The 14,172-nt window shown below is 66.5% G+C and carries 12 protein-coding genes; 3 read left to right on the forward strand and 9 right to left on the reverse strand.

Annotated features, from left to right (window positions below):
• Window positions 1–2: 2 nt before the first annotated feature.
• Window positions 3–596, reverse strand: a complete 594-nt coding sequence (locus tag QOL79_RS15295) for a YdeI/OmpD-associated family protein (RefSeq protein WP_058457218.1) — start codon at window positions 594–596, stop codon at window positions 3–5.
• Window positions 593–1,318 carry a bifunctional 2-polyprenyl-6-hydroxyphenol methylase/3-demethylubiquinol 3-O-methyltransferase UbiG gene (gene ubiG / locus QOL79_RS15300; protein ID WP_058457219.1) on the reverse strand — a complete coding sequence of 242 codons (726 nt, stop codon included), beginning with the start codon at window positions 1,316–1,318 and terminating at the stop codon, window positions 593–595. Before ubiG ends, QOL79_RS15295 begins: the two co-directional genes overlap by 4 nt.
• 159 nt (window positions 1,319–1,477) lie before the next feature.
• Here ubiG and QOL79_RS15305 point away from each other — a divergent pair, with 159 nt between their 5' ends.
• Entirely contained in the window at window positions 1,478–2,725 is a 1,248-nt protein-coding gene (locus QOL79_RS15305; protein WP_058457220.1) for an aspartate kinase, read from the forward strand.
• Between the two features lie 131 nt (window positions 2,726–2,856).
• Complete coding sequence (locus tag QOL79_RS15310) at window positions 2,857–3,780, forward strand: alpha/beta fold hydrolase (RefSeq protein WP_058457221.1); 924 nt, start codon at window positions 2,857–2,859, stop codon at window positions 3,778–3,780.
• A gap of 34 nt (window positions 3,781–3,814) precedes the next feature.
• Here the strand turns inward: QOL79_RS15310 and QOL79_RS15315 are convergent, their stop codons facing one another.
• The 4 genes from QOL79_RS15315 to QOL79_RS15330 all read right to left on the reverse strand — a co-directional run bounded on the left by QOL79_RS15315 (window position 3,815) and on the right by QOL79_RS15330 (window position 6,631).
• On the reverse strand, window positions 3,815–4,393 hold the full coding sequence (locus QOL79_RS15315) for a septation protein IspZ (RefSeq protein WP_058457222.1): 579 nt from the start codon (window positions 4,391–4,393) through the stop codon (window positions 3,815–3,817).
• Between the two features lie 119 nt (window positions 4,394–4,512).
• On the reverse strand, window positions 4,513–5,628 hold the full coding sequence (locus QOL79_RS15320; RefSeq protein WP_058457223.1) for an HlyD family secretion protein: 1,116 nt from the start codon (window positions 5,626–5,628) through the stop codon (window positions 4,513–4,515).
• The gene (locus QOL79_RS15325; protein ID WP_058457224.1) at window positions 5,625–6,041 is read right to left on the reverse strand and encodes a PaaI family thioesterase; all 417 of its coding nucleotides are present in this window, start codon (window positions 6,039–6,041) and stop codon (window positions 5,625–5,627) included. The genes QOL79_RS15320 and QOL79_RS15325 overlap by 4 nt, the downstream gene beginning before the upstream one ends.
• Window positions 6,038–6,631, reverse strand: coding sequence for a TetR/AcrR family transcriptional regulator (locus tag QOL79_RS15330; RefSeq protein WP_058457225.1), 594 nt, complete (start codon window positions 6,629–6,631; stop codon window positions 6,038–6,040). Before QOL79_RS15330 ends, QOL79_RS15325 begins: the two co-directional genes overlap by 4 nt.
• Before the next feature lie 55 nt (window positions 6,632–6,686).
• On the opposite strand from QOL79_RS15330, the gene QOL79_RS15335 reads away from it, so the two are divergent.
• The gene (locus QOL79_RS15335) at window positions 6,687–8,300 is read left to right on the forward strand and encodes a DHA2 family efflux MFS transporter permease subunit (RefSeq protein WP_283420060.1); all 1,614 of its coding nucleotides are present in this window, start codon (window positions 6,687–6,689) and stop codon (window positions 8,298–8,300) included.
• A gap of 14 nt (window positions 8,301–8,314) precedes the next feature.
• Here the strand turns inward: QOL79_RS15335 and QOL79_RS15340 are convergent, their stop codons facing one another.
• The 3 genes from QOL79_RS15340 to gltB form a co-directional block, all read right to left on the reverse strand.
• Window positions 8,315–8,986 (reverse strand): glutathione S-transferase family protein, encoded by a 672-nt coding sequence (locus QOL79_RS15340; RefSeq protein WP_058457227.1) that lies wholly within the window; start codon window positions 8,984–8,986, stop codon window positions 8,315–8,317.
• Between the two features lie 101 nt (window positions 8,987–9,087).
• Window positions 9,088–9,516 (reverse strand): hypothetical protein, encoded by a 429-nt coding sequence (locus QOL79_RS15345; protein WP_058457228.1) that lies wholly within the window; start codon window positions 9,514–9,516, stop codon window positions 9,088–9,090.
• 110 nt (window positions 9,517–9,626) lie between these two features.
• On the reverse strand, window positions 9,627–14,156 hold the full coding sequence (gltB, locus tag QOL79_RS15350) for a glutamate synthase large subunit (RefSeq protein ID WP_058457229.1): 4,530 nt from the start codon (window positions 14,154–14,156) through the stop codon (window positions 9,627–9,629).
• Between the last annotated feature and the right edge of the window lie 16 nt (window positions 14,157–14,172).

The raw sequence follows: 14,172 nt of genomic DNA on the forward strand, positions 1-14,172 counted from the left end.
GGTCAGCAGCTCTTGTACTTCCAGTTGCGGTCCTTGCCCTCGGCGACCTGCGCGACGATCGTCTCGATGCGTTTCGCACGGGTCTCCTCGCGCTTCGCCTCCAGCACCCATTCGATATAGTCGCGGCGCTTGCCGGGCGAGAAGGCGTCCCAATGGCCCTGCGCGGCGGCATTGGCCGCCAGCGCCGTGCCGAGGTCGGCGGGCACCTCGAGCGCCGGTTTCGGCGCAGGCCTGGGTCGCTTCGGCTTTGCTTCGGCACAGAGTGCCGCTGCCTTCGCGATCCAGGCCGCCAGCTGTTCGTCCGATGGCAGGTCGGCGAGCGTCGCGAGGCGCCCCATACTGCCCATCGCGCCCGTGTCGCGCGGCGAACCCGTCACCTCCTCGTCGCGCCAGAAGCCGAAGGTCGCATGGCCCTTGAACGCCGCCATGCCCGCCAGATTTTGATCGTTCAGGATGAAATGCGGCACGCTCCACTTCAGCGTCTCTTCCGCGCCCGGCGCATGGTGGTGCACCAGCTCGCGCAGGTGTCTGAGGATCGGCTGGGCGAAAGGCTGCGCTGCCGCGATGTAGGCATCGACCCGCGGGTCGCGGCTCACACCCGATGCCTCGCCGCAACGAGATAGTTGAGCGCCTCGCTGCCGCCCAATTTGAAGCCCTTGGTAGGCGAGGGGGAGAGGCCGGTGCGGTCGACGACCTCGAGCCCCGCGTCCTCGATTAACCGGGTGAGCTCTTCGGGCTTCAGAAACTGGTCCCAGTCGTGCGTCCCGCGCGGAACCGCGCCGAGCCGCTCGGCGGCTTCGACGAGCAACAGCTTCGATAGCGCAGTGCGGTTCGGCGTCGACAGGATCATCAATCCGCCGGGCGCGAGCCGCGCCGCCAGCTCGGCGATGAAGGCGGCAGGGTCGGTGACATGTTCGACGACCTCCATCGACGTGACGAGATCGAAGGTCGCGGGCGGCAGCGCCGCGAGCTCGCCCGCGTGATAGCGGATCGCGAGCCCCTGTCCCGCCGCATGGCCCAGCGCGGCGGCGATATTCTCCGGCGCCGCGTCGACGCCAGTGACCTGCGCCCCCATCCGCGCCAGCGGCTCGGCGAGCAGCCCGGCACCGCAACCGACGTCGATCGCGGTGCGGCCCTTGAGTGGAAAGCGTTCGCGGGCGTCGACGTGCCAATGCGCGTCGATCTGGCCGCGGATATAGGCGAGGCGCACCGGACCCAGCTTGTGCAGCATCGCCGACGATCCGTGCGGATCCCACCAGTCGGCGGCAAGAGCGCCGAAATGGGCGGCTTCGTTCGGATTGATCGTTTGGGCGCTCATGCCCAGCGATTTGGCACTGTGCCTTCGCGGGTGCAAGAAATTCTATCCCGTGCACGCGTTCGCGCGCTTGCCATCGTCCGCCCCCTTGCTTAACAGCCGGACGCCGCAGAAACCCAAGGGAAAGTTGCGGACGAAACCAGTTCAGGAAAGCGGGGCGAGATGGCGCGGATCGTGATGAAATTCGGGGGCACGTCGATGGCGGGCACCGAGCGGATTCGCACCGTCGCGAAACTCGTCGCGCGCGAAGTGGCGAACGGCAATGAAGTCGCCGTCGTCGTCTCGGCGATGGCGGGCGAAACCGACCGGCTCGTCAACTTCTGCCGCGAGGCGAACCCGCGCTACGACCCCGCCGAATATGACGTCGTTGTCGCGGCGGGCGAACAGATCACGTCGGGCCTGCTCGCGCTCACCCTGCAGGCGATGGGCGTTCCCGCGCGTAGTTGGCTTGGCTGGCAGCTTCCGATCCGCACCGAGGAAGCCCATGCGCGCGCGCGTATCCTCGATATCGACACGGGCGCGCTGCTGACCGCGATGGGCAGGGGCGAGGTCGCAGTGATCCCGGGCTTCCAGGGGATGATGGACGACGGACGCGTCTCGACGCTCGGCCGCGGCGGCTCGGACACCAGTGCGGTCGCGGTCGCGGCGGCGGTGAAGGCCGATCGCTGCGATATCTATACCGACGTCGATGGCGTCTACACCACCGACCCGCGCATCGTCGCGCGCGCGCGCAAGCTCGACTATGTGACCTATGAAGAAATGCTCGAACTCGCGAGCGTCGGCGCCAAGGTGCTCCAGACCCGGTCGGTCGGGCTCGCGATGAAGATGGGCGTGCGCGTGCAGGTGCTGTCCAGCTTCGTCGAGGGCGACGAGGCTCCCGCAAAAGGCACGATGATCGTCAGCGACGAGGAAATAGAGGAACATCAGATGGAACGGCAGCTGATCACCGGCATCGCCCACGACAAGAATGAAGCGAAGGTCATCGTCACCCGCGTCCCCGACCGGCCTGGCGCCGTCGCGACGATCTTCGGCCCACTCGCCGCGGCGGGGATCAACGTCGATATGATCATCCAGAACGTCGGGCGCGACAAGGGCGAGACCGACGTGACGTTCACCGTTCCGGGAACCGACCTGCTGCGCTCGATCGACCTGCTCGAGGGCGCGAAGGACAAAATCGGCTTCAACCGGATCATCAGCGACGACAAGGTGGCGAAGATCAGCGTCGTCGGCGTTGGCATGAAAAGCCACGCAGGCGTCGCGAGCACGATGTTCCGCGCGCTCGCCGACCGCGGCATCAACATCCAGGCGATTTCGACCAGCGAGATCAAGGTCAGCGTGCTGATCGACGAGGACGAAACCGAACTCGCGGTGCGCGTACTGCACACGGCGTACGGGCTCGACGCCGAATAAAACCGAACGTCGAAGTGTCGCCCCCGGCCAGACGGACGCCGGGTCGAGCCGGGCCTTGCGTAAAATCATCCTTCAGAGCATGTTGACTGCCTGAAGCGGCGCTGGCCGGCTTCGATCGGGGGAGCTGGCCCATGAAAAATTCTGGCAGATTGCTTGCGGCATTGTCGCTCGGGCTGATGAGCCTGCCCGCGATGGCGCAGGTGCCACCCTTCCCGGCAGCATTCCAGTCGCGGGACATCGCCGCCAACGGCACGACGCTGCACGTCCGCGTAGGTGGCGCAGGCCCGGCGGTCGTCCTGCTTCACGGCTATGGTGAGACGGGAGACATGTGGGCGCCGCTCGCCGCCGCGCTGATGAAGGATCACACGGTCGTCGTCCCCGACCTGCGCGGCATGGGGCTGTCGGCGCATCTCGACGGCGGGTATGACAAGGCGACGCAGGGCCGCGACATCGCGGCGATTCTCGACCAGCTCAAGATCGACAAGTTCGCGCTCGTCACCCACGACATCGGCAATATGGTCGGCTTCGCGCTCGCGACGCAAAACCCCGGTCGCGTGACGCGCTTCGCACTACTGGACGCGCCGGTTCCGGGCGTCGGGCCGTGGGAGGAGATTTTGAAGAACCCGCTGCTTTGGCATTTCCGCTTCGGCGGCCCCGATATGGAACGCTTGGTCGCCGGCCGCGAGCGCATATACCTCGATCGTTTCTGGAACGAATTTTCCGCCGATCCGAAGAAATTCGACGAAGCATCGCGCGAACATTATGCGGCGCTTTATGCGCTGCCGGGCGCCATGCATTCGGGGTTCGCACAATTTGCAGCCTTCGATCAGGATGCGATCGACAATCGCGCTTGGCTCGCCACGGGTAAAAGGCTGACGATGCCCGTCTTGGGAATCGGCGGCGCCAAGTCGTTCGGTCCGACGATGGCGCTCGTCATGCGGTCCGCCGCGACCGATGTCCGCGAAGGTGTCATAGCCGATTCCGGGCATTGGCTGATGGAAGAACAACCCGAAGCGACGGTGAAGATGGTCGTCGACTTTCTGAACGCCGCGTAGCTTCAGCCCCCAAGGGTCATTGCGAGCACAGGCCTCACTCCGCTGCGGGCTGCAGCCCGCCCGCGCGGCGGCGCAGCCGATTCTGGCCGGTGACGTGCACAACCGCGATGTGGATCGCGAACAGGCCGAATTTCGAGGCAAGCGGGAATACCGCAATGAACAGCGGCCACCACTCGGTGAAGAATACCGCGACGATCAGGTTGAGCCCGGCGCTCAGGAACATCAGCGCCGACCAGATCATGCCGAAGCGGTCCATGACGTCGCCCACCAGCGCCTTCTGTTCGGGCGGGATATAGCGGTCGAGCCAGCCGCGGCGCAGCATCACCGTTCCGACGATCAGATAGACGATCGTCGGCTTCGCCATCACGAAGCGCGGATCGCCTGTCGTCAGCGTCGCGGCAGCAGCGAGGAGGACCGAGGCGAGGCTGATCCATTGCAGCGCCGCGATCTTGTGGCCGCGTAGCGCCTCATAGCCGACGACGGCGACGGCTACCGCGGTGCCGGCAACCGTGGCGGCGACGATGTCGGCGCCAAGCGCTAGCAGCACCGCAAACACGATGATCCCCAGCGAATCGAAGATCATCGGCCCAATGGCGTAAAGCAGCGTCCTCATCCGCCGATCCTTTCGCGACTCAATGTTGTCGATGTAAACATTGATCGACGGACGACGCCGGGTCAAGGTGAAATTTACGTTGTTAACATGAGCCGCGCCGAAACGATGCTTCGACGCGGTCAGTCGCGCAGGCGCACCTTCGCCGTCACCGACAGCCCCGGCCGTAGTTGCGCCAGCGCCGCCTGCCCCGGATCGAGTCGGATGCGCACCCCGACGCGCTGGACGATCTTGGTGAAATTGCCCGATCCGGGTTCGAAGGGCAGCAGCGTGAACTCGCTGCCCGATCCCGGCGCGAGGCTTTCGACCGTGCCGGTCAAGGTCTGCCCCAGCGCGTCGACATAGATATCGGCCTTCTGTCCCGGACGCATCTCGCGCGTCTGCGTTTCCTTGAAATTGGCGGTGACGTAGATCGATTTTACGGGAACCACGGTCAGCAGGCGCGAGCCCGGCTGGACATAGTCGCCGACCTGGATGCGGCGATTGCCGACGACGCCGTCGATCGGCGCTGTAACCAGCGTATGGCCGCGATCGAGCTTCGCGAGCGCGAGCGCGGCGCGGGCCTTCGCCGCGGTGGCTTCGGCCGCCTGCACCTGCGCTGCGAGGATCGGTCCCTTGGCACGCGTCACCGCCGCCGCTTCGACGCTGGCGCCGAGATCGGCGCGCGAACGCTGTGCCGCCGAGGCGGCGCTCACCGCGTTCGCCGACACCTGTTCGGCATCGCGCTTGGGCACGAATCCGTCGATCAGCAGCGCGTCATAGCGTTTCCGGTCGGCGGCCGCGCGCGCATATTCGGCGTCAGCTGCGGCGATCTGCGTGTTCATCGAGCGGATGTGCGCGGCGGCAAGCTTCTGTTCGGCGCCGAGCGACGCAAGGGTGGCGCGCGCGGTCGCGACCTGCGCGTCGGCGTCGGCGACAGCGGCCTCGGCCGCCATGACGCGCGAATCATAATCGCGCACGTCGATGCGGACGAGCGGATCGCCCGCGCGAACAGCCTGATTGTCCTTCACCAGCACCGCGGTGACGAGCCCGCCGACGCGCGGCGCAACCTCGCTCGAATCGGCTTGCAGATAGGCGTTGTCGGTCGATTCGGCGGTCGCGGGCGAGACGAGCCACCAGATGCCGAGGGCGGCGATCGCAAGCGCGACCAGCCCGACCTTCCACGCCTTTTGGGGCACTGCGATCCGGCGGCGCGTGGGTGCGGCGACTTCGGTCTCGATGGTCACGGGCGCGTTCATGGCTGCATCACCAGCAGGGTTGAGGTTGCCGTCGCATAGAGCCGCCCCTCGGCATCGGTCAGCTTCGCCTCGACATAGGCGACGCGGCGGCCGACCGAGATCACACGCCCTTCGGCGCGCACCTTTCCGGTCTTGCCCGTCATCGCCTTGAGATAGGAGGTCTTGAGCTCGAGCGTGGTCATCGCCTGATCGTCGGCGAGTTTCGTCACCACCGCGATCCCGCAGGCGGAATCGAGCAGGGTCGCGGCATAGCCGCCGTGGACGATCCCCATCGGGTTATAATGTTCGGGCCCGGGAACGCCTTCGAATGCCGCCCAGCCATCGCCGGCCTCGACGAGCTGGAAGCCCAGCGTCTCGCCGATCGGCGGGCGGCCACCGCTCGCGATCAGGCCCTGCACCTTGGCGAGCGTCATTGCGCGGTCTCCAGCGAATAGCGGCGGACGATGCTGGCATGGGTATCGGCGAGCAGCGCGTCGGACAGCGCGGCATCGCCGACCGCACGCGCAAGCGCGACGCCGCCGACGAGTTGGGCCAATAGTGCGTGCGCTTCGGCGTCGGGATCGGCATATCCAAGCTTCGCGAGCGGAGCCGCGAGACGGGTCGCGATACCGACCACCCCGGCGCCGAAGCGCTCGCGCGTTTCGGGCTGCGAGCGCGCAAAATCGCCCGACAGCGTCGGCAGCGGGCAACCGCGATCGCGCCGATCGCGATGCGCGGGTGAAAGATAGAAATCGATATAGGCCCGCAGGACGTCGCGCGGATCGCCGTCGGCGTCGATCTTGTCGCTACGCGCGCGCGCGTCGGCGAACATGGTCCCGATCGCTTCCTTCACCAGCGCATCCTTCGACGGGAAATGGGCATAGAAGCCGCCGTGGGTCAGTCCGGCACGCGCCATGATGCCCGATACCGCGACATTGTCGGGTCCTTTGGCGCGGATCTCGTTCGCGGCCTCTTTCAGCACCCGCTCACGGGTCTCGGCCTTGTGGTCGCTTGAATAGCGCACTTGCGTCTCCTTTTATATGACGCATATAATATAAAGACGACAGGACACAAGACCCATGGCCTCCATTCCCCTCTCCCCCGGGCAGTCGCCCGCCGTGCCCGATGCGCCGTTCGATCCGGCGGCGATGCCCAACGCCCGGAAATATCTGATCTTTGCGGTGATGGCGTTCGGCCAGTTCATGGCGCTGATCGACATCCAGATCGTCGCGGCATCGCTCAACGAGGTGCAGGCGGGACTCAGCGCCGGGCCCGACGAAATCAGCTGGGTGCAGACCGCCTATCTGATGGCCGAGCTGGTGATGATCCCCTTTTCAGCCTTTCTCGCGCAGGCGCTGTCGACGCGGTGGCTGTTCGCGGCGTCGGCGGGGTTGTTCACCATCGCAAGCATCCTCTGCGGCATGGCGTGGAGCATCGAATCGATGATCCTGTTCCGCGCTGTGCAAGGCTTCGTCGGCGGCGCGATGATCCCGACGGTGTTCGCCACGGGCTATATGCTCTTTCAGGGCAAGCAGCGCGCGATGATCCCCGCGATCCTCGGCATGGTGTCGGTGCTTGCGCCGACGTTGGGCCCGACGGTGGGTGGCTGGATCACCGACGCGCTCGGCTGGCGCTGGGTCTTCTTCATCAATGTCTTGCCGGGCGCGATGGTGACGCTGATGATTCTGGCGCTCGTTCGCGTCGACAAGCCGAACCTGCCGATGCTGCGCCGGATCGACTGGGTGCATCTCGCCTCGATGGCGGTGTTCCTTGCGGGGCTGGAATTCGTGCTGGAGGAAGGGCCGAAGCACGACTGGTTCAGCGAGCCCGAGATCGCGATCGGCGCGTGGGTGTCGTTCGTCGCCTTCGCCCTGTTTCTCGAACGCTCGTTCCGCTCGGACGGGCCGATCGTCAAGCTGTCGCCATTCCGCGTTCCAACCTTCGCCTTCGCCTGCCTTTTCAACCTCGTCATCGGCTTCGGTCTCTATGCCAGCACCTATCTGATCCCGATCTATCTTGGCCGCGTGCAGGGCTATAATGCGTCGGAGATCGGGACGACGGTGTTCGTCGCGGGTCTCGCGCAATTGCTCGGCGTGCCGATCGCCGCCGCGCTGTCGCAGCGCGTCGACCAGCGCATCGTGATCACATTCGGGCTGACCCTGTTCGCGGTCGGCCTCTGGATGTTCAGTTTCATGACCCCCGAATGGGGTTTCGCCGCGCTCTTCTGGCCGCAGGTCGTGCGCAGCTTTGCGATCATGCTCTGCATCGTGCCGTCGGTCGGGCTCGCGCTCGGCAATTTCGAGGGCCCCGAGCTGCGCTACGCGTCGGGGCTGTTCAACCTGATGCGCAATTTAGGCGGCGCGATCGGGATTGCGCTCGTCAATACCTGGCTCGGCGACAATATGCGGCTCCACATGCTGCGCCTCTCCGAAGCGCTCGGGCGTTCGGCCGATGCCGCGAACGAGGCGGCGTCGGCGCTGGCGCAAAGCATCGGCCGCTATGTGTCCGACCCCGCACTCGCGCAGCAGATGGCAGAGGGAACGCTAGGCCGGATCATCGGGCGCGAGGCGCTGACGCTGGCCTTCGACGACGTCTTCCGCCTGATGTCCTATTTGTTCCTCGCGGCGCTGGTCATGGTGCCCTTTTGCAAGCCACCGCCGATCGGCGGCCCGGCGCCGACCGACGCGCATTAGCGCGATCCGCTTCCCTAGAAGTCGACATCCTCGTAATATTTGGGGGGGGTCACGATTTCCATCCGCTCGGCGAGCAGCGGGCGGAAGCTCGGGCGCGACTTGAGGCCCGAATACCAGCCCTTCGTCTGCTCGTGCCCCGTCCAGTCGATGCCGCCGAGATAGTCGGCGACCGAGATGTGCGCCGCCGCCGCGAGGTCGGCGAGGCTCATCGTTGCGCCGGCGAGCCAGGTGCGGTGGTCGATCAGATAGTCGATATAATCGAGATGCTGGTTCGCGGCCTTCATCGCCTCGCGCAGCGCGCCGGCATCGGGGGGCTGGCGGTGGACGATGCGCTTCTGCATCCGCTCGAAGAGCAAAGGCCCGGTGACCTCGAAATAGAAATCCTGGTCGAACCAGGCGACGAGGCGGCGGATCTCGGCGCGATTGGCGGCGGTGCCGTTGATCATCGCCTTGCCCTCGACGGTCTCCTCGAAATATTCGGCTATGGCGTTGCTGTCGATCAGCACCTGCCCGCGCGCCTGATCGACCATCACGGGGGTGCGGCCGGCGGGATTGAGGTCGATGAATTCGTCGCGGCGCTCCCACGGCGATTCGCGCACCAGCTCATAGCCGACACCCTTCTCGCCCAGCAGGAGCCGGATCTTGCGCGAAAAGGGACAGAGCGGGAATTGATAGAGCTGCCACATGCTTACCGCATAGCGGCAGGCAGGCGCTGCGTGCAACGCCTATAGGCGCATGTCTGTGGACTAAGTATCTAGCGGCGTGCGGCTTCGCGCTCGCATTCCCCCTAGCGGCGCGCGGCGGCGCGTTCGCGCTCCCATTGCGCGGCGAGGTCGCGCGCCATGTCCTTGAGGACCGGGGCATAGGCTGCGAGCGCCGAGGCGGCCTGTCCCGCCATCCGCGTCCCCGCGCGGACATCGGCGCCCATGCGTTCGGCATAGGCCGGGTCATGGCCCGCGATGTCGCCGACGGTGGCGTCGGGCGGAATGTCGGCAGCGCGCGACGCCGGGTCGATGCGCGCGACGGCATCGGCGAGCGGCCCGACCGGCATCTGCATCAACGCGGCGACCAGTGCGGTCACGGTGTCGGCCATCCGTTCCTGCGTCGCCGGGTCGTTCAGCGTCGCGACGGCGCCCGCGACCTCGCGGTCGGCGGCGGTCGCCGGCAGCGGCGCGGCAAGCGCGATCAGGGGGAGGGCGGCGATGGTCAGGCGCATGGCATATCCTTTCGGACACGAAGATCGATCCGCGCGTCTAGCGGGCCGACGCTTTCGCGCGGCTGAACATCCTGTGGCGGTACGGCGAACCGTATCCTTCGCACGACGAACTACTCCGCCGCCTCCACGGCGACCTCTTCCTCGTTCAGCGGTTGCGTCAGGCGGCTGAGCATTTCCTTCGGACACACCTGCCAGAACTGGTCCCGCCAGCGGTCCCAGTCGGCGAGGATTTCGGCCGACCATTTGCTGCCCGTCGCGCGCGCATGGTCCTCGACCAGCTCCTTCAGGACGGCTTCCCAATGGCTGCTCGCGATCCGCTGCCAGATGATCGATTCGCCGTTGGCGCGGCCCTCGAAGCTGCCGTCGGTGTCGAGGATGAAGGCCATGCCGCCGGTCATCCCCGCGCCGAAGTTTGACCCCACCGGGCCGAGGATCACCGCGGTGCCCCCGGTCATATATTCGCAGCCGTTTGCGCCGCAGCCCTCGACGACGACCTTGGCGCCCGAGTTGCGGACCGCGAAACGCTCGCCCGCCTGACCCGCCGCGAGCAGGGTGCCCGCGGTCGCGCCATAGAGGACGGTGTTCCCGACGATGCTGTTGTGCTGGCTGACGAGCGGGCTCGATACCGTCGGGCGCACGACGATGCGGCCGCCCGACAGACCCTTGCCGACATAGTCGTTCGCGTCGCCGAATACCTCGAGCGTGATGCCGCTGCACAGGAAGGCGCCGAGCGACTGGCCCGCGGTGCCGCGGAGGCGCACCTGCACATGATCGTCGGCGAGCCCGTTCATCCCGAAGCGCGCGGTGACCTCGGCCGACAGGCGCGTTCCGACGGCGCGGTGCGTGTTGCGGACATTGTAGGTCAGCTGCATCCGTTCGCCGCGCTCGAACAGCGGCTTGGCGTCGCTCAGGATCTGCGCGTCGAGGCTGTCGGGGACGGGGTTGCGGAAGTTCGGGCCCTGCGAACGACGCTGATCATCCGGCGCGTCGACCTTCGCGAGGATCGGGTTGAGGTCGAGGTCGTCGAGATGTTCGGCGCCGCGGCTGACCTGGCGCAGCAGCTCGGTACGGCCGATCACCTCGTCGAGGCTGCGGCAGCCGAGCTTGGCGAGGATTTCGCGCACTTCCTCGGCGATGAAGGTCATCAGGTTGATGACCTTCTCGGGGCTGCCGGTGAATTTCTGGCGCAGCTTCTCGTCCTGCGTGCAGACGCCGACAGGGCAGGTGTTGCTGTGGCACTGGCGCACCATGATGCAGCCCATCGCGACGAGGCTCAGCGTCCCGATGCCATATTCCTCGGCGCCGAGGATCGCGGCGATCACGATGTCGCGGCCGGTCTTGAGCCCGCCGTCGGTGCGCAGGCGGATGCGATGGCGCAGGCCGTTGAGCGTGAGGACCTGATTGACCTCGCTGAGCCCCATCTCCCACGGCGTGCCGGCATATTTGACGCTGGTCTGCGGGCTTGCGCCGGTGCCGCCGGTGTTGCCCGAGACGAGGATCACATCGGCGTGCGCCTTGGCGACGCCCGCCGCGACGGTGCCGATGCCCGCCGAGCTGACGAGCTTCACGCAGACGCGCGCTTTCGGATTGATCTGCTTCAGATCGTAGATGAGCTGCGCCAGATCCTCGATCGAATAGATGTCGTGGTGCGGCGGCGGGCTGATCAGCATCACGCCGGGGGTCGAGTGGCGCAGGCGCGCGATGAATTCGGTCACCTTGAAGCCCGGAAGCTGGCCGCCCTCGCCGGGCTTTGCACCCTGCGCGACCTTGATCTCGATCTCGTCGCACGCGCCGAGATATTCGGCGGTGACGCCGAAGCGGCCGCTCGCGATCTGCTTGATGTTGCTGTTGGCGTTGTCGCCATTGGCGTAGGGCTGGTAACGCTCGCTCGCTTCGCCGCCTTCGCCGGAGACGGCCTTGGCGCCGATGCGGTTCATCGCGATCGCCAGCGTTTCGTGCGCCTCGGGCGAGAGCGCGCCGAGCGACATGCCGGGGGTGACGAAGCGCTTGCGGATCTCGGTGATCGCCTCGACGCTGTCGAGCGCGACGCCCTGCGACGGATAGTTGAACTCGACAAGGTCGCGCAGATACACCGGCGGCAGGTCGGCAACGCCGCGCGCAAATTGCAGGTAGGTCGAATAGCTGTCGGTCGCGACCGCCGTCTGCAGCAAATGCATGAGCTGCGCCGAATAGGCGTGCGTTTCGCCGCCCGCGCGCTGGCGATAGAAGCCGCCGATGGGGAGCGCGGTAACGCGCTTGTCGAACGCCGCTTCATGCTTTTCGGTCGCGTTGATGAAGAGCGACTGATAGCCCTCGCCCGAAATCTTCGCAGGCATTCCGGGGAAGAGGTCGTTGACGAGCGCGCGGCTGAGGCCCACGGCCTCGAAATTATAGCCGCCGCGATAGCTGGAGATCACCGCGATCCCCATCTTCGCCATGATCTTGAGCAAGCCGTCGTCGATCGCCTTGCGGAAACGGACGTGGCAGTCGGCCAGCGACAGCTCGCCGCCGAACAGCCCGCGCGTCCAGCGATCGGCGATCGCCGCTTCGGCGAGATAGGCGTGGACGGTGGTCGCGCCGACCCCGATCAGCACCGCAAAGGCGTGGGTGTCGAGCACCTCGGCCGACCGCACGTTGATCGAGGCATAGCTGCGCAGGCCCTTGCGGACGAGGTGGGTGTGAACCGCGGCGGCGGCGAGCACCATGGCGACGCCGACGCGCGTCTCGCCGATATTCTGGTCCGAGAGGAATAGCTCGCTGCGTCCTGCGCGCACCGCATCCTCGGCCTCGCGGCGGATGCGCGCGATCGCGTCGCGCAACGTCGAGGCGTTGCCCCCGGCCGCGAAGGTGCAGTCGATGTCGGCGACCGCGTCACCGAAATAGGCGCGCAGACGGTCCCAGTCGTCGCCGACGAGCACGGGCGAGTCGATCACGAGGACGTGCGCGCTCTGCCCCTTTTCGTCGAGAATGTTGGCGAGGTTCGAGAAGCGCGTCTTGAGGCTCATCACATGCCGTTCGCGCAAGCTGTCGATCGGCGGGTTCGTGACCTGGCTGAAATTCTGGCGGAAGAATTGCGCGACGTGGCGCGGCTTGTCGGAAATGACCGCGAGCGGCGTGTCGTCGCCCATCGAGCCGACGGCCTCCTTCGCATCCTCGACCATCGGGCTGAGGATCAGTTCCATATCCTCCATCGTCAGGCCGGCAGCGACCTGGCGGCGGAGCAGCTCGCTGCGGTCCCACTGGCCGAGCGTCGACTTGCCGCCCTTGGGCAGGTCGGCCATCGTGCGGAAGCCTTTCACGCGCGCGCCATAATCATGCGCGCCGGCGATCTTGTCCTTGATCGCGCGGTCTTCGTAGAGCGTGCCCTCTTCGAGATCGACGGCGATCATCTGACCGGGGCCGAGGCGCCCCTTCTTGCGGATGCTCGCCTCGGGCAGCAGCACCATGCCGCTTTCGGACCCGACGACGAGCAGATTGTCGGCGGTGAGCGTGTAGCGCAGCGGCCGCAGCGCATTGCGGTCCATCCCCGCGACCGCCCAGCGGCCGTCGGTCATCGCGAGCGCGGCGGGGCCGTCCCACGGCTCCATGACGCTGGCGAGGTAATTATACATCGCCTTGTGCGATTGCGGCATTTCGCTGTCGGTCGCCCAGGCTTCGGGGACGAGGATCAGCTTCGCGGTCGGGGCATCGCGGCCGGCGCGGCAGAGCGTCTCGAACACCGCATCGAGCGCGGCCGTGTCCGAGGCGCCCGCCGGGATCACCGGCTTGATGTCCTCCGAATGCTCGCCGAAGGCGAGGCTCGCCATCTTGATCTCGTGGCTCTTCATCCAGTTCTTGTTGCCGCGGATCGTGTTGATCTCGCCATTATGGGCGAGGGTACGGAACGGCTGGGCGAGCCACCATTGCGGGAAGGTGTTCGTCGAATAGCGCTGGTGGAAGATCGCGACGCGGCTTTCGAACAGCTTGTTCGTGAGGTCGGGATAGAAATCGGCGAGGCTCTCGGCAAGGAACAGGCCCTTGTAGATGATCGAGCGCGCCGACAGGCTGCAGACGTAAAAATCGGCGATCTGCGCCGCGATCACCTTCTTTTCGATGCGGCGGCGGACGAGATAGAGCTGCTTTTCAAACTCGGCGGCGGACTGCTCGTCGGGCAGGGGCCCGGCGATCATGATCTGCTCGATCTCGGGGCGCGTGCGCTGCGCCTTGTCGCCGATCACCGATACATCGACCGGTACCTGGCGCCAGCCATAGATGGTGTAGCCCGCATCGATGATCTCGGCCTCGACGATCGTGCGGCATTCTTCCTGCGCGGAAAGGTCGGTGCGCGGCAGGAAGACCATGCCGACGGCGAGGCGGTTCGGGCGCACCTTGTGCCCCGACGCCGCGATCGCATCGTCGAAGAAGCGGACCGGCAGGTCGACGTGGATACCCGCGCCATCCCCGGTCTTGCCGTCGGCGTCGACCGCGCCGCGGTGCCAGACGGCACGCAAGGCTTCGATCGCCGCCTCGACAACGCGGCGCGACGGCTTGCCGTCGGTCGCCGCGACCATGCCGACGCCGCAGGCATCGGATTCCATGTCGGGGCGATACATGCCGCTTTCGGCGAGCCGCGCGTGATCGGGGGTGGGGTAGTGGGTCATTCACAGTTCCTCACGG

The organism is Sphingopyxis sp. Geo48 (assembly GCF_949769155.1).
Classification (GTDB): domain Bacteria; phylum Pseudomonadota; class Alphaproteobacteria; order Sphingomonadales; family Sphingomonadaceae; genus Sphingopyxis.